Source organism: Streptomyces sp. NPDC051133, from assembly GCF_040682635.1.
In the GTDB taxonomy this organism is placed as follows: domain Bacteria; phylum Actinomycetota; class Actinomycetes; order Streptomycetales; family Streptomycetaceae; genus Streptomyces.
Window position 1 is genome coordinate 15958 of sequence record NZ_JBFBBK010000025.1, and the last position, 20536, is coordinate 36493.

Genomic DNA, 20536 nt, shown 5'->3' on the forward strand with positions numbered 1-20536 from the left:
CAGACATGGCAGAGGGCGATGCTCTTTCCACCCACGTCTTCGGCGTGCAGCTCGGCGGATACATGGTCGAGTCCATCCAGGAGATCAGCGGGTTCTCCGTCGAGGAGGAGGTCGTCGAGGTCAAGCAGGTCACGTCGACGGGCAAGCAGATCATCCGGAAGCAGCCCGGGGCCCGGCAGGCCGGCGAGATCACGATCACGCGGGGACTCGACAAGAGCAGCGAGTTCACCAAGTGGATCAAGGAGACGCTCAACAACGGCGCCGTCGACACCGCCCGGCAGAACCTGACCATCGAGATCAAGGACACCAAGGGTGAGACGGTCCGCCGTATCCAGCTGATGAACGGCTGGGCCTCGAAGTGGGAGGGCCCCTCCCTCAAGGCCGGGGAGTCCTCCGCGGCCACCGAGACCGTCACGATCGTGTTCGAGGAGATCGTCGTCGAATGAGGCGTCGTACCGTCACGGCGGGCAACCTGGAGGAGTTCCTGGAGGCCACCGCGCCGGCCGCCGAGGCGGCCGAGCAGCCCCGGCCCCAGGATCCGGCCGCCCGCCCCGCCCCGCCCCGGGACCACGGACTGCGCACGGAGTTCGAGTTCGAGCTGCCGCGCGGGTACGTGGACGAGGCGGGCACCGTGCACCGCGAGGGGTCGATGCGCCTGGCGACCGCCCGCGACGAGTTGCGGCCGCAGATCGACCTGCGGGTCAAGGAGAACCCGGCGTACCTGAGCGTGGTGCTGCTGAGCCAGGTGATCACCCGGCTCGGCACCATCACCGATGTGCACGCGGGGATCGTGGAGCGGATGTACGCCACCGACGTCGCGTTCCTGCAGGACTTCTACCGCCGCGTCAACAGCGAGGGGCACACCCGCGCGGCGGTGACCTGCCCGCACTGCGAGGGCGGCTTCGAGGTCGACCTCTCGGGTGGGCGCCTGGGGGAATCGTGACGTACGCACTCCCCCGGCTGCGGGAGGAGATCGCGTACATCGCCTACCACTTCCACTGGCAGCGCGAAGAGATCCTCGGCCTCACCCACGCCGAGCGGCGGCAGTGGGTGACCGAGATCGCCCGTATCAACACGCGTGTGAACGAAGGCGGTTGACCTCATGGCATGGCGGGACAGACTGCGCCGCCGGGCCCCGGCGCCGGGTGCCATGAGCACGCCCTCGTCCGGCGCGGCCGGTCGGGCCGGGTCTCCCGGCTCGGGCCCGTCCGTTCCCCGTGACTGGGACGGCGGGTGGCGCCGTACGCAGCCGCCGACGCTGACGGTGGCCCGCACCGCGCTCGGCGTCAGCGACGGTCTCGCCTTCCGCTCGGGCCTCGCGTCCTGGCAGAACCCGTCGTTCGACGCCGGTCTCGGCCACGCGCTGCTTCCCTCCGCCCCGGTCGGGCTGGTCCACGGCGTCACCGGTCCGGCGGCGCCGCACGCCTCCTTCACCGACGGCGGCCCCCTGCTGCTGCGCGTTCCGCGCCCGGATTCCGGGAATACCGACGAGGCCGTCGCATCCGGTCCGCACATCGAGGAACCCGTCGCATCCCGTTCCGGCGCGACCGGCACCGCGGGGACCGTGCCGCGGGTGTCCCGTGAGACGCGGCCGGAGGCGGGGCGCCGGAACACCGGGAAGCGCGGCGGCTCCGGAGCCCCGCAGCGGGCCGAGAGAGACTCGCCCGGTCCGGCCGCGGCGGCATCGGCCGGCCCGCTCCCCGTGCACGGCGGCACGGGGAGCGACGACAGCGACGACAGCGGCGGCACGCCGGCTTCGGCCTCCTCGGGCCGGTCCGGGCGGTCGGGCCCCGCCGCGCCCCCGTCCGTGCAGCGAGCGGCTGTGACGCCGCCCGGCCGTCCCTCCGTCGCAGCCGAACCCCGCATGACCGTCAATCCCCTGGTGGCCGCCGGTCCCCTCGTGGCCGCCGCGTCCGAGGCGGGCGTCGAGCGGTCCGCCGCGGGCGCCGCACGCCCGGCGGCGCCCGGTCCGGAGCTGCCGGTGGTACGACGGATCGCCGTGGTGCCCCTCCGGGCGGGCGAGGGTCCGGCGCCTCGGACCGCTTCCGGCCCCGGTACGACCGCGCGCCCCGCGTCGCCGCGGCGGGATCCGGACGGCGCGGCACCCCACGGATCCTCTCCGGTACACGCCTCGGAGCCCTTCGGCCCCCGCGCCGTCCGGCCCCGGACGCCGGGCACTTCACTGACCGTGGCCCGCCGGACGGCCGCACCGGTACGCCGGATAGCGGCACTGCGCCCCGACCACGCGGCCGCTCGCCCCGCCGCCGAGACTCCGGGGCCACGGGCCACGGACCCCGCGCCTGCCGTGCGAAGGACGCCGGACCCCGCACTTCCCGTGCAGAGGACGCCGGACCCCGCACCTCCCGCACAGCGGACGCCGGACCCCGCACCTCCCGTACAGCGGACGGCCGACCCGGCACGTCCTGGCAGCCGGGCGCCGCTGGGGACACCGCTACCCGAACTTCCCTCCACTGCCAGGCCGTTGACGGCGCCCGGACCGGGCACCCCCCGTCCGGGCGGCGACGCACACCCGACGACGGAACCGGCGCTGCCGATCGTGCAGCGTCAGTCGGAAGCGTCCGGTGCCGGTCCCGCACCGGGCCCGGCCGGCGCGAGCGCCACACCACCCCCGCCCCGGGCAACCGCAGCGACCGACACCGCGCAGACCGCTCCCGAGCCGCCTGGTCAGGGCACCCGGCCCGGGCCGTCCGGCCCCCGTGCCCGGGGTGGTCTCGGCGCGCCGCTGCCCGCGCTGCCGTCCACCGCGGACCTGCCCCGGCAGCCCGTCGCCCGTGGCCGCGGCGGCCTGGGGGCGCCTCTTCCGCCACTGCCGTCGACCGCGGACGCGTCCCGTCCGGCAGGCTCCGCCGGCCGAGCGGCCCTCCCCGACATCCAGCGCAACCCCGCACGCCCGGACCGCACCGCAGCCGGCACACCGGGCCCCCTTTCCGGCCCCACGCCTGCCACCGCACCCTTGCTGGGCACGCCGGACACCGGCGCCTCCGGTGCGAACAGCGACTCCCCCGCAGTGCAGACGACTTCGGCCCCGGCGGCGAGCGGCCCGCCCGTCCCCGCGACCCCCCTCGTCTCCCCGGTGGGCCCGGCTCCGGCGCCTTCCGGCGCGGCCGCAACGGGCCCTCTCGTACAGCGCGTCGCGCCGTCGCAGGAACAGCCGGCGTCTCCGACGGGCCGGGTCTCCGCGCCCCCGGAGGCCTCGGCACGGGTCGGCACGGCGGATCGCGCCAGGCCTTCAACGGGCGGAAGCGGCGCGCCGTTCCGTGCGGCCACGGCACCGAGCGGCGCGGGACCGTACGGACCCGGGCCGGTGGTCCCGGCCCGGGCTGTCGACGGTGCCCGCCCAGGTCCTGGTGCCGCCGGCGCACAGGCGCCCGGTGTCATCCAGCGCCTGCCTCTCCCGGCAGCGCCGGAGGAGTCCGCACCGCCTACGCTCGCGCTGCTCGCCGCGCGTCCGCTCACCGTCAACACCCGTGCGCCGGAAGGCGTCGCGCCCCCCACGGGAACCCGCGCGGCCGGACGTCCCGTCGTCGCCGCGACCTGGCGCCGTGAAGAACCGGACCCCGCCGTGGGCGCGTCCCCGGCCGTCCGTGGGCCACGTCCCGGAATGCCGCACGCGCAGCGGGCCGCGTCAGGTGCGGCACCTTCAGGGGGCGTGCACAACTCCGCCTCCCCAATCGCGAGTTCGGCGCACGCGCAGCGGGCCGTTCCCGTCGTTCGGCCGCACATGTCCGTCCAGCGCACCGCCGCCGGTGGTGGCGTGGCCTCGGCGCCGCACTCGCTGCCGTTGTCCGATCCGCAGGGGCCCCCGCTCCAGGACCGGCCGTTCGACCCGGCGCCCGGCGCCCCGCCCGTGCCGGTGGTCCGGGCGAGTCGTACGACGCCGGCGACGGCGGCTGCGGAGCGGGGCGCCGGCCCGGCGGTGCCGGTCGTGCAGCGCGCGGTGCAGCGAGCCGGTGGCGGTGCCGTGCCCGACCAGGTGCCTGACAAGGCCCCGCCCCCGCGGGGGCGGCAGCGGTCGGCCTCCGCTCCGGCGGGGACGGCGCAGGAGCCCGGGATCGACCTGGACGAGCTGGCGCGGCGCCTGCTGGAGCCGATGGCCCGGTTGCTCCGCGCCGATCTGCGGCGCGGCCGGGAACGCGCGGGCCGCCCGTACGACGGGCGGCGCTGAGGACATGGAACGGATGACCAACCGATGACGGACAGCATCTTCGCGACGAGCGTGTTCTTCCGGCTCGCGATCGGCGGCAACGACCTGGGGGCCTTCCACACCTGCTCCGGCATGGGAGCGGAGGTGGAGATGGAGAGCTACGCCGAAGGCGGCAACAACGGCTTCACCTGGCAGCTGCCGGGCCGCGTCACCTGGTCCAACATCACGCTCACCCGGCCGGTCACCGCCGACACGGCGAAGATCGCCCGCTGGCTGGACCAGACGCTGCGGCGCGTGGAGCCCAAGGACGGGGAGATCGTGGCCCTGAAACCCGATCTGACCCGGATCATCAGCTGGCAGGTGCTCGGCATCGTGCCGGTGCGCTGGCAGGGGCCGTCGTTCGACCCGTCCTCCTCGCAGGCGGCGGTGGAGACGCTGGAGATCGCCCACGAGGGACTGAGGCCTTCCTGATGGCCGGCGTCCGTACCAGCGTGGCCAGGGCCCAGCTGACCCTGAAGGAGCCCCCCGCGGCCGTCGGCGCGAAGCCCGGAGGCACGATCGCGCGGCTGAACCTGCAGTTCAACCCGACCTCGCTCCAGCTGCGCAAGACCACCGAGTGGCGGCGCAGCCCCTCGCGGATGGCGGGGCAGTCGGCGCTGCCCGAGTTCGTCGGCAGCGGGCCGCGGGAGCTGACTCTGGAGGTCTTCCTCGACGCCACCTCGACCCATGACAACTCGGTCGAACAGGCGGTGGAGAAGCTGATGAAGGCCTGTGTGCCGACCCCGGCGAGCCTGGCGCGGAAGAAGCCGGCCAGTCCCTGGGTGCGGTTCGAGTGGGGCACCGCCCGGACGACGTCGTTCGACGGGGTGCTGTCGAGCCTGTCGGTGACGTACACGCTCTTCGACGTGGACGGCAAGCCGCTGCGGGCGACCTGTGCGCTGTCGGTCGCGGAGGCGAGCGTCGACCCGCCGGGGCAGAACCCGACGTCGGGCGCGCGCACGGCCCGCAGCACGCACACGGTGGTGGCCGGGGACAGCCTGGCGCTGCTGGCCTGGCGGGAGTACGGCGACGCGACGGCGTGGCGGTCCATCGCGGAGGCGAACGGGATCGACGACCCGATGGCCCTGGTGCCCGGCACCGAACTGGTGGTGCCGGCGCTCGGGGACGCGGGCGGTGAGGAGGAGCGGTGACGACACCCGAGGCGCGGGGCGGCCGGTCCTTCGCGGCGGACCCCGTCGTGGAGGCGCCGGGCGAGCTGCCGCGGATCTGGGCGGCGCAGCTGGTGGGCTGCGTGGTGGACGAGAACGTGGGGCTGCCGGACGCCGCCGTGCTCACCTATCGCGATCCCGACCACGAGTTCTTGAAGTCGACCGGGATCACGCTCGGCACGCCGCTGCGGGTGTCGGTGGTGACCGTCGCCGGGCAGGCGCGCGAGCGGCTGTTCAGCGGCGAGGTCACCGCGGTGGAGATCGACCGGGACTCCACCGGGTCGTTCACCGTCGTACGGGCCTATTCGGTGGCCCACCGGCTGCAGCGCGGCCGGAAGGTGGTGGCGTACCGGAACATGACGGCCGCCGCCATCGTCCGCAAGGTGGCCGCGGGGGCAGGGCTGCCGTGCGGGAAGGTGGAGGCGGCGCCGGTCACCTACAAGCAGCTGTCGCAGGCCAATGTCTCCGACTGGGACTTCCTGCAGTTCCTGGCGGGCGAGAGCGGTGCGCTGGTGCGGGTGGACGACAAGGGCGTGCTGCAGTTCACCAGGCCGGAGAAGGCCTCCGGTGCGCCCGCGCCGTCGACGCCGGCGACGCAGAGTCCGATGGTGCTGGAGTACGGGCGCAATCTCCTGGCGCTGCGGGCCGCGCTGTCGGCGGCGGACGGGGCGTCCCAGGTCGAGGTGCGCGGCTGGGACGCCACCACCAAGACGCCGCTGGTGGCCCGGAAACAGTCGGTGACCGGCGACACCGTGCTGCCGGGTCTGTCCCCCGCGTCGGGGGCCCGGTTCGGGAGGTCGGCGAAGCTGACGGTGACGGACACCCCGTACCGCACCCAGGCGGAGACGACGGCGGTCGCCGATGCCCTGGCCGCACAGGTCAGCGCCGGGTTCGGCGAGCTGGAGGCCGTGGCCGAGGGCAACCCGCGGCTGCGGGCGGGCCGGCCGGTCGCGCTCGGCAACGTGGGGCCCGCGTTCTCCGGCCGGTACACGGCGACGGCGGTGCAGCACAGCCTGGAGCCGCACGGCGGCTACCGGACCACGGTGTGGGTCAGCGCCAGTCCGGACCGCTCACTGGCCGGCCTGGTGACCGGTGCGAACGCGCCCGGGCGCGGGCCGCGGATGCCGGGCCTCGCGATCGGCGTGGTGACGGACGTGCGGGAACCGGGCGGCGCGCAGAGCGGCGGGGTCCGGCTCAAGTTCCCCTGGCTGGACGACACCTATGTGACCGACTGGGTGCGTACGGTGCAGTGGGGCGGCAAGGGCGGCGGCGGTGTGGTCAGCCCCGAGGTCAACGACGAGGTGCTGGTCGGCTTCGAACAGGGCCTGCTGGACAGCCCGTACGTCATCGGCGGCCTGTACAACGGCGTGGACCGGCCCTCGAAGCACGACGTGCCCCTCGTGGACGGCACCAGCGGCAAGGTCAACCGCCGTTCGGTGGTGTCGCGTTCGGGGCACCGGCTGGAGCTGCTGGATCCTCCGGCGGGGCCGTCCGGCGTGCGGTTGCGCACCGCGGACGAGCGGCTGGAGGTGCTGCTGGACGACCGGAACAACCGCCTGGAGCTGACGGTGTACGCGGCCGGCGGCCGGCGGGCGCTGTCCTCGGTGGTGATGGACGGCCGGGGCATCACGCTCGACGCGAAGACCGGCAAGGTCAGCGTGAAGGGCGGCACCGTGGAGATCGACGGCACCAACGCGGTCACGGTGGGCGGCCGGTCGGTGAGCGTCACGGGTCGGACGAACCTCACGCTCGACGGCGGCCTGCTCGGAGTGCTGAAGGCGGATCTCGTGCGCATCAATTGACAGTTCATCACTTTCCATGTCGTACAAGGTCCTTGAGGGCCGCCTTCCGTTTCGAGGAGTCCGTCTCATGCCCGGCGCAGCCCGTACCGGCGACCCCACCAGCCATGGGGGCGTGATCGCGACCCCGCCGCCCGGCGCCGCCACGGCGGTGGCGCGTGTGCTGATCGGCGGCCGTCCCGCCGCCGTCGTGGGCAGCCTGCACACCTGTGTGGTGCCGCCGCACGCCGCCCTGGGCCCGGGCAATGTGGTCATGCCCAACCCGGCCGGGCTGCTCTCCGGTGAGGTGCTCATCGGCGGGTTGCCGGCCGCGCGGGCGGGCGACAACACCACCTGCGGCGCCACGATCCAGATCGGCGCCCTGAACGTGCAGATCGGCGGGGTGTGATGAGCGAACGGTTCATCGGACGCGGCTGGGCGTTCCCGCTGCGGGTCGGGCCGACCGGCGGGATCGCCCTGGTGGAGCGGGAGCGGGAGATCGAGGAGGCGATCCGGCTGGTCCTGGGCACCGCGCCCGGTGAGCGCCCGATGCGGCCGGAGTTCGGCTGCGGCATCCACGACTACGTCTTCGCGCCCGGTGACGGGGCCACCGCCGGACGGATCGCCCAGCAGGTGCGCGAGGCGCTGGAGCGGTGGGAGCCGCGGATCGGGGTGGACGACGTGGTGGTGGCCTTCGACGCGGTGGACGCCGGAACCCTCTACATCGACGTGCACTACACGGTCCGCTCCACCAACGACCGGCGCAATCTGGTGTTTCCCTTCTACACGATCCCCTCCGAGGAGGGGGCCGAGGAAGCGGTCGCGAACTGATGGCCCTGCCCTCCCCCAACCTGGACGACCGGCGGTTCCAGCAACTCGTCGACGAGGCGAAGCGGTACGTGCAGCAGCGCGCCCCGGAGTGGACCGACCACAACGTCTCCGACCCGGGCGTGACCCTGATCGAGACGTTCGCCTATCTCGTCGACCAGTTGCTGTACCGGCTGAACCGGGTGCCGGACAAGCACTACACGGCGTTCCTCGACCTGCTGGGCATCCGGCTGTTCCCGCCCGCGGCGGCCGGGGCCGAGGTCGACTTCTGGCTGTCGGCGCCGCAGCCGGACACGGTGACGCTGCCCGTCGGCACCGAGGTGACCACCGCCGACGGCGAGACCGAGGAACCCGTGGTGTTCGCGACCACGGACGAACTGCGCATCGTGCCCAGTGAGTTGATGCGGCTGGTGACCGCGCCCCGGACCGGTGACCAGTCCGACCGCACCGGTGAACTCGCCGAGGGCCGGGACGTACGGTGCTTCCAGGCGGCCCCCGAGCCCGGTGACGCGCTGCTGTTCGGACTGCCCACGGCGGTGCCGCGCTGCGTGGTCGCCGTGCGTCTGGACAGCCGGGTGGAGGGCGTCGGCGTGGACCCGCGTCAGCCGCCGCTGGTGTGGGAGGCGTGGGACGGCGGCCGCTGGCAGTCGTGCGAGAGCGGCCCGGACACCACGGGCGGGCTGAACCGGCCCGGCGAGGTGATCGTGTACGTGCCGGCCGGGCACACCGCGTCCGTGATCGGTGGCACGCGGGCGGGCTGGCTGCGCTGCCGGGTGACCGAGCCGGAGCCGGGCCAGCCGTTCTACTCGGAGTCCCCGACGGTGCGTGAGGCGACGGTGTTCACGGTCGGCGGCACCATGGCCGTCGAGCACGCCGAGACCGTCACGGACGTACCGCTCGGCACGTCGGAGGGGGTGCCCGGGCAGTCGTTCCGGCTCAGCCGTCCGCCCGTGCTGCTGGACGGCGAGCCGCCGGTGGTGGAGGTCTCCTCGGCGGACGGCTGGCAGCGCTGGACCGTCGTGGAGCACTTCGGCCGTTCCGGTCCCGGCGACCGGCACGTCCGGGTGGACGCGACCACCGGCGAGTTCGGCTTTCCGCCGGCGCTGCGCGAGCCGGACGGGACGCTGCGGCCGTGCGGGGCGGTGCCGGAGAAGGGAGCCCACATCCGGGTGTCCCGCTATCGCACCGGCGGCGGCCCGGCCGGCAACGTGGCCCGGGGCGCGATCTCGGTGCTGCGCAGTTCCGTGCCGTACGTCGCGCGGGTCACCAACCGGGAGGCGGCGCGCGGCGGGGTGGACGGCGAGACGCTCGCCAACGCCAAGCTGCGGGCCCCGGACGCGCTGCGGATGCAGGAGCGGGCGGTGACGGCCGAGGACTACGAGATCCTCGCCCGGCAGGCGGCCCCGTCGGTGCGCCGGGTGCGGTGTCTGCCCGCCGGTGGCGCGGCGGGCGCGGTGCGGGTGCTGGTGGTGCCGGACGCGGTGGCCGACGACGGCGACCGGCTCCGGTTCGAGCAGCTGATCCCTTCCGACCAGGTGCTCTCGGCGATCACCGGCAGTCTGGACGAACGGCGGCTGATCGGGACCCGGCTGGTGGTGGAGCCGCCGGTGTACCAGGGGGTCACGGTGGTGGCCCGGCTCGGCGCGGCACCCGAGGACACCGACCGGGTGCGGGACGCGGCGCTCGCCGCGCTGTTCCGGTACCTCAACCCGCTGCACGGCGGGCCGGACGGCACCGGGTGGCCGTTCGGGCGGCCGGTGCAGTACGGGGAGGTGTTCGGGCTGCTGCAACGCGCCACCGGCAACGCCCTGGTGGAGGAGATCCGGCTGTTCGCCGCCGACCCGGTCACCGGCCGGCGCGGCACGCCGGTGGACCGCATCGACGTGGGCGCGGGGGCGCTGGTGTTCTCGTACCAGCACCAGGTCGTCGTACAGCCCCTCGCGCCTCAGGACCGGGCATGAGCCGCGCCGCCGTACCCGGCCTGGCGAGCCGGCACCCGATCGGCGGGCTGCTGCCCGCGCTGTACGCCGACGACGACTTCGCGCAGCGGTTCACCGCCGGGCTGGACACGGTCCTCGCGCCGGTGTTCGCGACCCTCGACAGCCTGCCCGCCTATCTCGACCCGCGGGTGGCGCCGCTCGACTTCGTCGCCTGGCTGGCGTCGTGGGTGGGGGCCGCCGACGACGCCGGGTGGCCCGCGGAGCTGCGTCGCGAGGCGGTCGTACGGGCGGTGGAGCTGCACCGTCTGCGTGGCACCCGGCGCGGCCTGGTGGAGCGGCTGCGCCTCACGCTCGGGGTGAACGCCGATGTGGCCGACGACGGCGGGGCGGTGTGGTCCCGCACCGCGGGCGCCGATCTGCCGCCCGGGCCGTCCGGGGAGGTGGTGGTCCGGGTGTGGCCGGGCCGCGACCCGGGGGTGGACGAGGGCCGGGTCCGGGAGATGGTCCGTTCGCTGTGTCCGGTGCACGTCTCGTGCCGGGTGGAGGTCCTGCCCGGCCCGCCCGCCGACGGAAGGGGGTGACGTCGTGCGCGCCTGTCCCGTGTGCGGGGCGTCCAACGAGCCCGACGACGACTTCTGCAGCAACTGCGGCTCGTACCTGGGGTGGTCGGAGGGCGGCCGCGGTGCCTCCGCCCCCGCGGCCGCTGCGGAGGTGCCGGCCGGGCCGACCGGCGCTCCGGAGGCGGCCGTGCCGCCGCCCGCCGGGCGCGGTCCGGCTTCGGGGGATGCGGCACCGGCTACGACACGGCAGGCCGGGGACGGAGCGGCGCCGGGCGACGGGCCGCCCGAGCCCCAGGCCGGTCCGGCGCGGGCTCCGGCTCCGGCCACGGGCCCGGCATCGGCTTCGGCCACGGGCCCGGCATCGGCTTCGGCATCCGCATCCGCGTCCGCATCCGCATCCGCATCCGCGTCCGCGTCCGCATCGGCCCCGGGCGCCGACGCACCCGTCGAGGAGAGCGCGGACCGCACCGCCGGTGGCCCGGAGCGGCGCGCCGCGCCCCCGGCGTCCCCGGCCGCGGGTCTCACGGGCCCTCGGCCGGCTGCTCCCCCGGTGCCGGAACCGCCGCAGCCCGAGCCGGTGGCGCCGGTGCGGCCCGCGAAGCCGGTCGCTCCCCGGCCCGTCGTACGCCCTGTGGCGGCGCGCGAGGAGGTGTCCGGGCCGCCGTGCCCGGTGTGCGGCACGCCGAACCAGCCGGGCCGCCGGTTCTGCCGCCGCTGCGCGAGCCCGCTGACCCCGGCGGCGCAGCGCGCCCCGCTGCCGTGGTGGCGGACGGTCTGGCCGTTCCGGCGCCGGGTGCGGGCGGGCTCCGGGCGGCCGGTGCGGCTCCTGGTGACCCTCGCCGTGGTCGTGGCGCTGGCCGTGGCCGCGTTCCTCCTGCTGCCCGCAGGGCGGGCCCTGTTCGAGGACACCCGGGACAAGCTCGGCGACGCCAAGGCCGTCACCCCGGTGGGCGTGCGGGCCGGCGCGCAGGTCCCGGGGCATCCGGTGACGAACACGACGGACGGCCTCAGCAATCGGTACTGGGGCGCGCCGGGGGCGGGTGCCTCGGTGACGTACACCTTCGCCAAGCCGTTCCGGATGGTCGACCTCATCATCACCAACGGCGCGTCGAAGGAACCCGAGGAGTACGCCCGTGAGGCCCGCGCTCTCGGGATGGATCTGGAGGTCACCTCGGCGGACGGCAGCGTGCACCGCAGAACGATCGGTCTCAGCGACAAGCCGGGACCGCAGACGGTGGCCACCGGGATCGACGACGTGGTGACCGTGCGGCTGGTGCTGCGGTCGGTCACGGGGCTCACGGCGGGTCGTCATGTCGCGCTCGCCGAGGTGGAGTTCTTCCAACGCGGCTGACACCCCGGCGGACACCCCGGCTGCCGCCCCGGCCGGGGCGGCTGAGCCGGGCACGGCTCAGCCGGGTGCGACTCAGCCGGGCGCGACTCAGCCGGGTGCGACTCAGCCGGGCGCGTCCATGCGCTGGGTGCCGACGACCGACAGCAGGCGCAGTGCCTCCTCGGACCGGGAGCCCGGCACGGCGGTGTAGATCACCACCTGCTGGTCCCGGTCGGCGACGTCGAGGGCGTCACAGCTGACGGTGACCGGCCCGACCAGCGGGTGCTGGAACGTCTTGCACAGCGCGGGCCCCGCGTCCACGTCGTGGGCGGCCCAGAGCCGGGCGAACTCCTCGCTGCCGTCCCGCAGTTCCCGGACGAGTCCGGTCACCTCGGGGTCCTCGGGGTAGCGGGCGGCGGTCCTGCGCAGCCGCCGGGCCGCGTGGCGGGCGAACGCGTCGGCGTCGGACACCCCGTACAGCCGGCGCCCGTCGGGGTGCGGCCCGAGGATGACCCGGCGGGCCAGGTTGCGGTCGCGGCGCGGCAGGGCCGAGAAGTCCTCCATGAGGGCCGCCGCCAGTTCGTTCCAGGCGAGCACCTCCAGCATGGCCGAGGTCACGAAGACCGCCGACCGCGGCAGCCGGTGCACCAGGTCCAGGATGCTCTGCCGGACCTCGCGCGGCGGGCCGGGCGGAGGGTCCGGTGGGGCGCCGGCCAGGAGGTGGAGGTGGTCGCGTTCGGCGTCCGACAGGCGCAGCGCCCGGGCCAGCCCGGCCAGCACCTCGCGGGACGGGCGCGGGCCGCGCGCCTGCTCCAGCCGCGTGTAGTACTCGGTCGAGATGAACGCCAGGAGCGCCACCTCCTCGCGCCGCAGCCCCGGTGTGCGGCGGCGCGGACCGGCGCGCAGGCCGACGTCGGCGGGGCCGATCCGCTCCCGCCTGCTGCGCAGGAAGGCCGCCAGTTCTGCTTTGTCCACAGGCCCAGTGTGCGGATGTTCCGCGGTGCCATCCAGGTACTGCCGGTGCCTGGCTGGGCCCGGCGCGCGGGAGCAGGCTCACCGCCATGGACGACATACGCAACGACACCTCGCGAGCCCCGGACACCGCCCGGACGCCGGGGACACCGCCGGGCCTGCTGGCCGGGAAGGCCGCCTTCGTCACCGGGGCCGGGCGGGGGATCGGCGCCGCCGCGGCACGGCTGTTCGCCCGGGAGGGAGCGCGGGTGTTGCTCGCGGCCCGCACGGAGGCCCAGCTGAAGGCCGTGACCGAGGAGGTGCGGGCGGCGGGCGGGACCGCCGACCACGTCGTGTGCGACCTGGCCGACGCCGGGAGTGTGCGCGCCGCCGTGGACCGGGCCGTGGAGCTGTACGGCCGGCTCGACATCGCCTTCAACAACGGGGCGACGATCCAGCCGCCGGGCCCCCTGGACGAGCTTTCGGAGGCCGAGTTCGACCGCGTGTACACGGTGAATCTGAAGGGCGTCTGGCTCGCGATGGCCGCCGAGGTCGCCGCGATCCGGGCCACCGCGGGGACGGGCGCCATCGTCAACAACTCGTCCGTCGGCAGCCTGCGGGGCAACCCGGAGCTGCCCGCATACGGGGCGATGAAGCGGGCGGTGAACAGCCTGACGGAGTCGGCGGCCGTCACCTACGGCCCCGAGGGCATCCGCGTGAACGCGATCGCGCCCGGCAACACGCTGACGGAGATGATCCGGACCTGGGAGTCGGTGTCGCCCGGCCTGCAGGACCGGCTCACGGCATTGACTCCGCTGCGCCGGGCGGCCGATCCCGAGGAGATCGCCCAGGCCGCGGCGTGGCTGCTGAGCGACCGGTCCTCCTTCGTGACGGGCACGGTGCTGCGCGTGGACGGCGGCGCACGGGCCTGAGCGTTCACCAAGAGAGAGTAAATCCATAGCCGAATGACAGCGACTTTGCCGATTCATGAGTGATAAGTGATCATTTCGTGTCCTGAAACGATCTATGGTCAGGCCCGGCTCGTGATCATCCGGGCCTGCCGCCCGGCCTCCGGCGCACCCGCGAACGCAACGGTGCGCACGGCCCCACCCCCCATCCGGCGTGGCACCGTGCGACCTTTCCGACAAGGAATCCGATGCGTCTCCCCTCCCGTGCCCTGAAGGTGCTCGCCGTAGCGGCTCTCCCGCTGGCCCTGGCCGCCTGCTCCTCCGGCTCCGGCGACTCCGGCAAAGACACGGCCGCATCCAGCAAGGCCAAGAACCCCGACGCGGGCCTGCCGACGGGCACGCAGCTGAAGAAGGCCCTGGCGCCCGCGTCGTCCTTCCCCTCGTCGTTCGCCCTCGACGCGAGCATGAGCCGGGACACCGGGGACTCGTACCAGACCCAGACCACCAAGAGCGCCGCCAAGCCGAAGTGCGCGAACCTCGGCTCCACGGGGTGGATCGGCCTGACCGGGATCGACGGGGTGTCGTTCGCGCAGAACTCGTACGCCGACGGCAAGATCCCCGCCGAACTCGACCAGGAGATCGACGTCTACCGCGGCTCGGCGTCGGCGGAGGTGATGAAGGGCCTGGCCAAGGTCGTCGCCGCCTGCCCGGGTTACACGGACACCGACACCAAGAGCAAGGTGAAGGTCACCGGGGCCTCGACCCCCGGCCTCGGGGACCAGGCGTACACCATCACCCTGACCGACCCGACCTGGACCAACGGCACCACGCTGATCGCCGCCCGGGTGGGCACCGCCGTCGTCAGCGTGCTGTCCACGGACGGCGGCGACAACGGCGCCGCGAGCGCGAAGAAGCTCGCCGCCGAGATCGTGACGTCGGTCAAGGGCCTGAAGACCCAGCAGGGCTGATCCCCGCTCCGTCGGGCCCGGCACCCGCTCGGGCCCGGCGGCCGGCGACCGCCGCGCGGCCGTCCCTTACCGAGTGATGACGTGCCCGCCGCGTCCCGTGGCGGCCGGGCCGTCCGCGTCTAGCGTGGCCGTATGCGCGTACTGGTCACCGGCGGTGCCGGTTTCATCGGGTCCCACGTCGTCACGGCGCTGCGGGAGAGCGGGCACGAGCCGCTCGTGTACGACGTCGCCGCGGACCCCCGCGCCGACGTCCGCGACGCGGAGGCGGTCGCCCGGGCGGTGGCCGGTGTCGACGCCGTCTGCCACCAGGCGGCGATGGTCGGGCTCGGCGACGGTGTCGCCGACGCGCCGGAGTACGTCTCGCGCAACGACCTGGGCACGGCCGTCCTGCTCGCCGCCCTCGCGGAGGCGGGGGTACGGCGCCTGGTGCTGGCCGGCTCGATGGTGGTCTACGGCGAGGGCCGGTACACGTGCCCACGCCACGGTGTCGTACGCCCGGGCCCGCGGGCCGTGGCCGACCTGGACGCGGGACGGTTCGAGCCGCGCTGCCCGGAGTGCGGGGAGCAGCTCTCACCCGGGCTGGTCGGTGAGGACGCCCCGGCCGACCCCCGCAACGTGTACGCCACGACCAAGCTCGCCCAGGAACACCTGGCCGCCGCCTGGGCCCGCTGTACGGGCGGCTCGGCGGTGTCGCTGCGCTACCACAACGTGTACGGGCCCGGCATGCCCCGGAACACCCCCTACGCCGGGGTCGCCTCGTTCTTCCGCTCCGCGCTCGCCCGGGGCGAGGCTCCGCGCGTGTTCGAGGACGGGCGGCAGCGCCGGGACTTCGTGCACGTCGGGGACGTGGCGGCGGCCAATGTGGCGGCGCTGGAGGCCGAGGCGGCACCGGGCGCCCTCACCGCGTACAACACCGGCAGCGGCGAGCCCCGGACCGTCGGGGAGATGGCGCGGGCGCTGGCCGACGCCTGCGGCGGCCCGGAGCCCGTGGTCACCGGGGAGTACCGGCTGGGGGACGTACGGCACATCACCGCCGACTCCTCCCGGCTGCGGGCCGCACTGGGCTGGAAGCCGCGGACCGGCTTCACCGAGGGCATGCGTGAGTTCGCCCGAGCCGGCCTGCGGGACACGTGAGCGCGACCGGGGGCCACCGTCACCGTCACCTCCGAGCGCCACGCGGGCCGCGCTCCGTAACGCATGAGCGCGACCAGGGACCGCCGCCACCATCACCCCCAAGCGCCACGCGGGCCGGGCTCCCGATCGCGTGAGCGTGACCACAAGCCGCCGCACCAACACCCCCGACCGGCACGAGCCGGACCCCGGAACGCATGAGCGCGACCAGAGGCCGCCGCCACCGTCACCGCCAAAGTGGCACGAGCCGGGCTCCCGTGGGCCCGGCCGGAAGCCACCGCCACCATCACCTCCAAGCGCCACACGGGCCGCGCTCCGTAACGCATGAGCGCGACCAGGGACCGCCGACGCCATCACCCCCGAGCGGCACGCGGGCCGGGCTCGATCGCGTGAGCGCAGCCAGAAGCCGCCGCCACCATCACCCCCGAGCGGCACGCGGGCCGGGACGGCCACCGATCGCGTGAGCGCGGTTACGGTGCCGTCGGCAGGGTTACCTCGAAGCGGCAGCCGCCCGGGATGTTGTGGACCTCGGCGCGGCCCCGGTGGGCCTCCACGATGCCCCGGACGATGGCGAGGCCGAGGCCCGCTCCCGCCGGGGGCGTCCGGGCGTCGGTGCCGCGCCAGCCCGTGTCGAAGACCCGCGGCAGGTCCTCCTCGGGGATGCCGCCGCAGCCGTCGGTGACGGACAGCACCACGCCCGCGTCGGTGCGTTCGGCGGCGACCGCGACCGTGCCGTCGGGCGGGGTACGACGGATGGCGTTGACCAGGAGGTTGCCCAGCACGCGGCTCATCTCCTTGCCGTCCACCTCCACCGGCACCGGCTCGACCCGGTCGCCGACGAGCCGCACCCCGAGTTCCCGGGCCAGCGGGTCGGCTCCCGCGAGGGCGTCGCCGATCAGGTCGTACAGGGAGATCCGGGAGGGGCTCAGGGGCAGCGTGCCCGCGTGGATGCGGGAGAGCTCGAAGAGGTCTCCGACCATGTCGTTGAGCCGTTCCACCTCGGTGCGGATCTGCTTCAGGTAGCGGTCGGGGTCGGCGGCCACACCGTCCTCCAGCGCCTCGGACATCGCCCGGAGCCCGGCCAGCGGGGTGCGCAGGTCGTGCGAGATCCAGGCGACCAGTTCCCGCCGGGAGGTCTCCAGCGCCCGCTCCCGCTCGCGGGACTCGGCGAGCGTGGCGCTGGTCGCGGCCAGCTGACGGCTGAGCGCCTCGAGCTCGGCGGTGGCCGGACCGTGCGGCGCGGCGAAGGCACCGCCGTCGCCGAACGACCGTGCGGCGTCGGTGAGTTCACGGCTGCGGGCGACCACCCAGCGGCCCAGCAGCAGCGCGGTGACCAGAGAGACCACGGCCGCCATGGCGACGACCGTGGTGACGACGCTCAGGTCGTGCGGGGACAGGAACATCGCCCACGCGACGGCGAGCGTTCCGGCCAGCATCGCGACCACGCCGACCGCCGCGACCACGGCGAGCGAGGCGATGAGCGAGCGCCGCCGGATCAGGCGCAGCACACCGGCTCCGGCGAGCCCGGTGGCGGCGGCGCCGGCGAAGGCGTACAGGACGATGAGGAGGGTGTCGCGCACGGTCAGCCCACCGCCGTACCGGGCTCGAAGCGGTAGCCGACGCCCCACACCGTCTGGATCAGGCGGGGCCGCGCCGGGTCGTCCTCCACCTTGCCGCGCAGCCGGCGGACGTGCACGGTGACGGTCGACAGGTCGCCGAAGTCCCAGCCCCACACCTCGCGCATCAGGTCCTCGCGGCTGTACGCCCGTCCCGGGTGCCGCAGGAAGAAGGCGAGCAGGTCGAACTCCCGCAGGGTGAGGCCGAGTTCGCCGCCGTTCTTGGTGGCCCTGCGGGCGTCGGGGTCGACCGTCAGACCGGCCGCCGCCAGCCGGTGGCCGCCGGTGGCGGGGCGGCTGCGGCGCAGCACCGACTCCACGCGCAGGACGAGTTCGCGGGGGCTGAAGGGCTTGGTGACGTAGTCGTCGGCGCCGACCTCCAGGCCCAGGATGCGGTCGTCCTCGTCGCCGCGGGCGGTGAGCATGATGACCGGCACCGGTCCCCGGTCCCGCATCCGCCGGCACACCTCCAGGCCGTCCATGCCGGGCAGCATCAGGTCCAGGACCACCAGGTCGGGCCGGTGCGCGGCGGCGCGGGTGAGGGCCGTCGGGCCGTCCTCGGCGCGGTCGACCAGGTATCCGGCCCGGTCCAGGTAGCCGGCGACGACCTCGGCGACGGTCGGGTCGTCGTCGACGACGAGGACCCGGGCCGCCCCGTCGGCGGCGTCGGCCGGGTGGGGCTCGTAGGGCTGTTGCATGCCTCCAGCCTCGCACCGCGGGTCCGCGCCCGGCGTGCCGGTGGGTACGGCGTCCGCGTTTCGTAAGGAGCACTGGTCCGGTATGCCTGATTCGCGTTCGTAGGGTGAAACCCGTGACGACCCCTTCATCGGACGTCGACGTGGTGCTGCCCTGCCTGAACGAGGCCGAGGCCCTGCCCTGGGTGCTCGCCCGGATCCCGGCCGGCTGGCGCGCCATCGTCGTCGACAACGGTTCCACCGACGGCTCCAGCGAGGTGGCGCGTGCGCTGGGCGCGACCGTGGTGCACGAGCCGCGGCGCGGCTTCGGCGCCGCCTGCCACGCCGGACTGGCCGCGGCCACCGGCGACGTCGTGTGCTTCTGCGACTGCGACGCCTCCCTCGACCCCGCGCTCCTCGTGCCGTTCGCCGCCGAGGTCCGGGCGGGCGAGGCCGACCTGGTGCTCGGCCGGCGGCGCCCGCAGGGCCGGGGCGCCTGGCCCGCGCACGCCCGGGCCGGCAATCTCGCGCTCGCGCGGATGCTGCGCCGGCGCACCGGGCTGCGGCTGCACGACCTCGGTCCGCTGCGCGCCGCCCGCCGCGAGCCGCTGCTCGGGCTCGGCCTCACCGACCGGCGCAGCGGCTACCCGCTGCAGATGGTGGTCCGCGCCGCCGACGCCGGCTGGCGGATCACCGAGCACGACGTGCCGTATCTGCCGCGCACCGGTGCGTCCAAGGTGACCGGCACCTGGCGCGGCACCTGGCAGGCGGTGCGGGACATGCGCCGCGTCCTGGCCGAACCGCCCGCCGCCGGGCCCCGGGCAGCCGGGAGGGCCGTACGGTGACCACACTCCTCGTCATCGCCAAGGAGCCGCGCCCGGGGCGGGTCAAGACGCGGCTCACCCCGCCGTTCAGCCCGGAGCAGGCCGCGCAGCTGGCGGAGGCGGCGCTCGCCGACACCCTGCGCGCCGTGGCCGCCGCCCCCGCGTCCCGGCGCGTCCTCGTCCTCGACGGTGCCGCCGGCTCCTGGCTGCCACCCGGCTTCGAGGTGCTGCCGCAGTGCGCGGGCGGGCTGGACGAGCGGCTGGCGGACGCCTTCGCACACTGCTCCGGACCCGCCCTGCTGATCGGCATGGACACCCCGCAGGTGACACCGGACCTGCTCGCCGTGGACTTCACGGACTGCGACGCCTGCCTGGGTCCGGCGCAGGACGGTGGTTTCTGGGCCCTGGGCCTGGCCGCGCCCGACCCTGCGCTGCTGCGGGGCGTGCCCATGTCGACGCCGGTGACGGGGGCCGTGCAGCGGCGGCGGCTGGTGGCCGCCGGGCTGCGGGTGCGCGACCTGCCCTGCCTGCGGGACGTGGACACGGCCGCCGACGCCCGTGCCGTCGCCGCGCTGGCCCCGAACGGCCGGTTCGCGGCCCGGCTGGCGCGCTGTACGCCGGTCACCCCGCGATGAGCACCGCGCCTGCCGCCCGCCCGGCCTGGGCGGCCGCCGACCCCTACTCCGCGGCGCTGCGCACCGGCCGGGGCCCGCTGTTTCTGCGCCGTACCGACGGCTGGCTGCTGCCGCTGGAGGTGGAGCGCTGGTGCGCACGGGCCGACGCGGTCGACCGGGCGGTGCTGGACCGGTGCGAGGGCGCCGTCCTCGATGTCGGCTGCGGGCCGGGCCGGCTGGTGGCGGAGCTCGCCGCCCGGGGCCGTACCGCGCTCGGCATCGACGTCAGTGAGGCCGCCGTGGAGCAGACGGCACGGCTCGGCTGCCCGGCGCTGCGCCGCTCGGTCTTCGAGCCGCTGCCCGGCGAGGGCCGCTGGGACACCGTGCTGCTCATGGACGGCAACGTGGGGATCGGCGGCGACCCGCGGGCCCTGCTCCGGCGCATCGCCCGGATCCTGCGCCCCGGCGGCCTGTTGCTCGCCGAGACGGCGCCCGTGGACATCGAGGAACGCACCCTGGTGCAGGTCGTCGACGTCGCCCACGACCGGGCCGCGCCGGGCGACCCGTTCCCGTGGGCACGGATCGGCACGCCGGCCCTGCTGCGGCTCGCGGTCCGGGCCGGATGGCGGCCGGCCGATCAGTGGACGACCGATCAGTGGACGACCGGTCAGTGGACGGCGGATCAGTGGACGGCCGGTCAGTGGACGGCCGGCGACCGGCGCTTCGTGGCCCTGCGCAGCCGGACGGCGAGCAGCAGCGCCGAACCGCCGAAGAGGACGGCGGTGATCAGCAGCCAGCGCGCGAGGAAGCCGTCCGGGGACAGTCCGGTGGCCGACCGGTAGCGCTGGTCCACCATGCCGCTGATGAGCGGGAACCAGACGAGCAGGAGCAGCCCGGACAGGGCGGCAGGCACCCGCGCGTACGGCGTCCAGGTGCGCCGGCCGGCCGCCCCGAGGCCGCGGACGGCCGCCCGGTCCAGCACCGCGTACAGCGGCAGCAGGACGAGGTCGTGGAGCAGGGCCGCGCCCACGATCCACAGGG

The 20536-nt window shown here is 75.2% G+C and carries 22 protein-coding genes and 1 pseudogene; 19 read left to right on the top strand and 4 right to left on the bottom strand.

The features are described from left to right. Positions 1–5: 5 nt before the first annotated feature. The 13 genes and pseudogenes from AB0N17_RS24925 to AB0N17_RS24985 all read left to right on the top strand — a co-directional run bounded on the left by AB0N17_RS24925 (position 6) and on the right by AB0N17_RS24985 (position 11830). Entirely contained in the window at positions 6–446 is a 441-nt protein-coding gene (locus AB0N17_RS24925) for a phage tail protein (RefSeq protein WP_067132325.1), read from the top strand. Next, positions 443–943: a hypothetical protein gene (locus AB0N17_RS24930; RefSeq protein WP_366013676.1), complete on the top strand. Its 501-nt coding sequence runs from the start codon at positions 443–445 to the stop codon at positions 941–943. The genes AB0N17_RS24925 and AB0N17_RS24930 overlap by 4 nt, the downstream gene beginning before the upstream one ends. Then, positions 940–1098: a DUF6760 family protein gene (locus AB0N17_RS24935; protein WP_179023800.1), complete on the top strand. Its 159-nt coding sequence runs from the start codon at positions 940–942 to the stop codon at positions 1096–1098. The genes AB0N17_RS24930 and AB0N17_RS24935 overlap by 4 nt, the downstream gene beginning before the upstream one ends. Before the next feature lie 2644 nt (positions 1099–3742). Then, entirely contained in the window at positions 3743–4186 is a 444-nt protein-coding gene (locus AB0N17_RS24940; protein WP_366013677.1) for a hypothetical protein, read from the top strand. A 24-nt stretch (positions 4187–4210) separates the two neighbouring features. Beyond that, positions 4211–4636 (top strand): phage tail protein, encoded by a 426-nt coding sequence (locus AB0N17_RS24945; RefSeq protein ID WP_366013678.1) that lies wholly within the window; start codon positions 4211–4213, stop codon positions 4634–4636. Further along, complete coding sequence (locus AB0N17_RS24950) at positions 4633–5355, top strand: LysM peptidoglycan-binding domain-containing protein (RefSeq protein ID WP_366013796.1); 723 nt, start codon at positions 4633–4635, stop codon at positions 5353–5355. The genes AB0N17_RS24945 and AB0N17_RS24950 overlap by 4 nt, the downstream gene beginning before the upstream one ends. Further along, positions 5352–7175: a VgrG-related protein gene (locus tag AB0N17_RS24955; RefSeq protein ID WP_366013679.1), complete on the top strand. Its 1824-nt coding sequence runs from the start codon at positions 5352–5354 to the stop codon at positions 7173–7175. The genes AB0N17_RS24950 and AB0N17_RS24955 overlap by 4 nt, the downstream gene beginning before the upstream one ends. A gap of 67 nt (positions 7176–7242) precedes the next feature. Further along, positions 7243–7560 (top strand): PAAR domain-containing protein, encoded by a 318-nt coding sequence (locus AB0N17_RS24960; RefSeq protein ID WP_366013680.1) that lies wholly within the window; start codon positions 7243–7245, stop codon positions 7558–7560. After that, positions 7560–7982, top strand: coding sequence for a GPW/gp25 family protein (locus AB0N17_RS24965; RefSeq protein ID WP_366013681.1), 423 nt, complete (start codon positions 7560–7562; stop codon positions 7980–7982). Before AB0N17_RS24960 ends, AB0N17_RS24965 begins: the two co-directional genes overlap by 1 nt. Beyond that, positions 7982–9940 (top strand): putative baseplate assembly protein, encoded by a 1959-nt coding sequence (locus AB0N17_RS24970; RefSeq protein WP_366013682.1) that lies wholly within the window; start codon positions 7982–7984, stop codon positions 9938–9940. Before AB0N17_RS24965 ends, AB0N17_RS24970 begins: the two co-directional genes overlap by 1 nt. Next, positions 9937–10500, top strand: coding sequence for a phage tail protein (locus AB0N17_RS24975; protein WP_366013683.1), 564 nt, complete (start codon positions 9937–9939; stop codon positions 10498–10500). The genes AB0N17_RS24970 and AB0N17_RS24975 overlap by 4 nt, the downstream gene beginning before the upstream one ends. Before the next feature lie 4 nt (positions 10501–10504). Beyond that, positions 10505–10570: pseudogene (locus AB0N17_RS24980) on the top strand (zinc-ribbon domain-containing protein); the annotation flags it as partial. A 459-nt stretch (positions 10571–11029) separates the two neighbouring features. Beyond that, positions 11030–11830 (top strand): zinc ribbon domain-containing protein, encoded by an 801-nt coding sequence (locus AB0N17_RS24985; RefSeq protein ID WP_366013797.1) that lies wholly within the window; start codon positions 11030–11032, stop codon positions 11828–11830. Here AB0N17_RS24985 and AB0N17_RS24990 read toward each other — a convergent pair. Both AB0N17_RS24990 and AB0N17_RS24995 read right to left on the bottom strand, forming a co-directional pair. Then, entirely contained in the window at positions 11775–11936 is a 162-nt protein-coding gene (locus tag AB0N17_RS24990) for a hypothetical protein (RefSeq protein ID WP_366013798.1), read from the bottom strand. The two genes, AB0N17_RS24985 and AB0N17_RS24990, sit on opposite strands and share 56 nt — an antisense overlap. After that, a complete protein-coding gene (locus AB0N17_RS24995) occupies positions 11933–12784 on the bottom strand; it encodes a helix-turn-helix transcriptional regulator (protein WP_366013684.1) in 852 nt (283 codons plus the stop codon). Before AB0N17_RS24995 ends, AB0N17_RS24990 begins: the two co-directional genes overlap by 4 nt. Positions 12785–12870: 86 nt before the next feature. Between AB0N17_RS24995 and AB0N17_RS25000 the strand changes: the two genes are divergently transcribed. The 3 genes from AB0N17_RS25000 to AB0N17_RS25010 all read left to right on the top strand — a co-directional run bounded on the left by AB0N17_RS25000 (position 12871) and on the right by AB0N17_RS25010 (position 15770). Next, positions 12871–13692: a glucose 1-dehydrogenase gene (locus AB0N17_RS25000; protein WP_366013686.1), complete on the top strand. Its 822-nt coding sequence runs from the start codon at positions 12871–12873 to the stop codon at positions 13690–13692. A gap of 224 nt (positions 13693–13916) precedes the next feature. Then, positions 13917–14636: a hypothetical protein gene (locus tag AB0N17_RS25005; protein WP_366013687.1), complete on the top strand. Its 720-nt coding sequence runs from the start codon at positions 13917–13919 to the stop codon at positions 14634–14636. 132 nt (positions 14637–14768) lie between these two features. Then, positions 14769–15770 carry an NAD-dependent epimerase/dehydratase family protein gene (locus AB0N17_RS25010; protein WP_366013688.1) on the top strand — a complete coding sequence of 334 codons (1002 nt, stop codon included), beginning with the start codon at positions 14769–14771 and terminating at the stop codon, positions 15768–15770. A 467-nt stretch (positions 15771–16237) separates the two neighbouring features. On the opposite strand, the gene AB0N17_RS25015 is transcribed toward AB0N17_RS25010, so the two are convergent. Together AB0N17_RS25015 and AB0N17_RS25020 are read right to left on the bottom strand one after the other, a co-directional pair. After that, complete coding sequence (locus tag AB0N17_RS25015) at positions 16238–17347, bottom strand: HAMP domain-containing sensor histidine kinase (protein WP_366013689.1); 1110 nt, start codon at positions 17345–17347, stop codon at positions 16238–16240. A 2-nt stretch (positions 17348–17349) separates the two neighbouring features. Continuing rightward, the gene (locus tag AB0N17_RS25020; RefSeq protein ID WP_366013690.1) at positions 17350–18081 is read right to left on the bottom strand and encodes a response regulator transcription factor; all 732 of its coding nucleotides are present in this window, start codon (positions 18079–18081) and stop codon (positions 17350–17352) included. A 104-nt stretch (positions 18082–18185) separates the two neighbouring features. Between AB0N17_RS25020 and AB0N17_RS25025 the strand changes: the two genes are divergently transcribed. The 3 genes from AB0N17_RS25025 to AB0N17_RS25035 are packed head-to-tail and all read left to right on the top strand — an operon-like array spanning position 18186 to position 20337. After that, positions 18186–18902 carry a glycosyltransferase family 2 protein gene (locus tag AB0N17_RS25025; RefSeq protein ID WP_366013691.1) on the top strand — a complete coding sequence of 239 codons (717 nt, stop codon included), beginning with the start codon at positions 18186–18188 and terminating at the stop codon, positions 18900–18902. Further along, positions 18899–19516, top strand: a complete 618-nt coding sequence (locus AB0N17_RS25030) for a DUF2064 domain-containing protein (protein WP_366013692.1) — start codon at positions 18899–18901, stop codon at positions 19514–19516. The genes AB0N17_RS25025 and AB0N17_RS25030 overlap by 4 nt, the downstream gene beginning before the upstream one ends. Continuing rightward, a complete protein-coding gene (locus tag AB0N17_RS25035) occupies positions 19513–20337 on the top strand; it encodes a class I SAM-dependent methyltransferase (protein ID WP_366013693.1) in 825 nt (274 codons plus the stop codon). Before AB0N17_RS25030 ends, AB0N17_RS25035 begins: the two co-directional genes overlap by 4 nt. Positions 20338–20536 lie beyond the last annotated feature (199 nt).

Bases quoted from the DNA above. Each gene is read 5' to 3' on its own strand.
- AB0N17_RS24925 (WP_067132325.1), top strand. From the start codon at position 6: ATGGCAGAGGGCGATGCTCTTTCCACCCACGTCTTCGGCGTGCAGCTC.
- AB0N17_RS24930 (WP_366013676.1), top strand. From the start codon at position 443: ATGAGGCGTCGTACCGTCACGGCGGGCAACCTGGAGGAGTTCCTGGAG.
- AB0N17_RS24940 (WP_366013677.1), top strand. From the start codon at position 3,743: ATGTCCGTCCAGCGCACCGCCGCCGGTGGTGGCGTGGCCTCGGCGCCG.
- AB0N17_RS24945 (WP_366013678.1), top strand. From the start codon at position 4,211: ATGACGGACAGCATCTTCGCGACGAGCGTGTTCTTCCGGCTCGCGATC.
- AB0N17_RS24960 (WP_366013680.1), top strand. From the start codon at position 7,243: ATGCCCGGCGCAGCCCGTACCGGCGACCCCACCAGCCATGGGGGCGTG.
- AB0N17_RS24965 (WP_366013681.1), top strand. From the start codon at position 7,560: ATGAGCGAACGGTTCATCGGACGCGGCTGGGCGTTCCCGCTGCGGGTC.
- AB0N17_RS24970 (WP_366013682.1), top strand. From the start codon at position 7,982: ATGGCCCTGCCCTCCCCCAACCTGGACGACCGGCGGTTCCAGCAACTC.
- AB0N17_RS24975 (WP_366013683.1), top strand. From the start codon at position 9,937: ATGAGCCGCGCCGCCGTACCCGGCCTGGCGAGCCGGCACCCGATCGGC.
- AB0N17_RS25000 (WP_366013686.1), top strand. From the start codon at position 12,871: ATGGACGACATACGCAACGACACCTCGCGAGCCCCGGACACCGCCCGG.
- AB0N17_RS25005 (WP_366013687.1), top strand. From the start codon at position 13,917: ATGCGTCTCCCCTCCCGTGCCCTGAAGGTGCTCGCCGTAGCGGCTCTC.
- AB0N17_RS25010 (WP_366013688.1), top strand. From the start codon at position 14,769: ATGCGCGTACTGGTCACCGGCGGTGCCGGTTTCATCGGGTCCCACGTC.
- AB0N17_RS25020 (WP_366013690.1), bottom strand. From the start codon at position 18,081: ATGCAACAGCCCTACGAGCCCCACCCGGCCGACGCCGCCGACGGGGCG.
- AB0N17_RS25035 (WP_366013693.1), top strand. From the start codon at position 19,513: ATGAGCACCGCGCCTGCCGCCCGCCCGGCCTGGGCGGCCGCCGACCCC.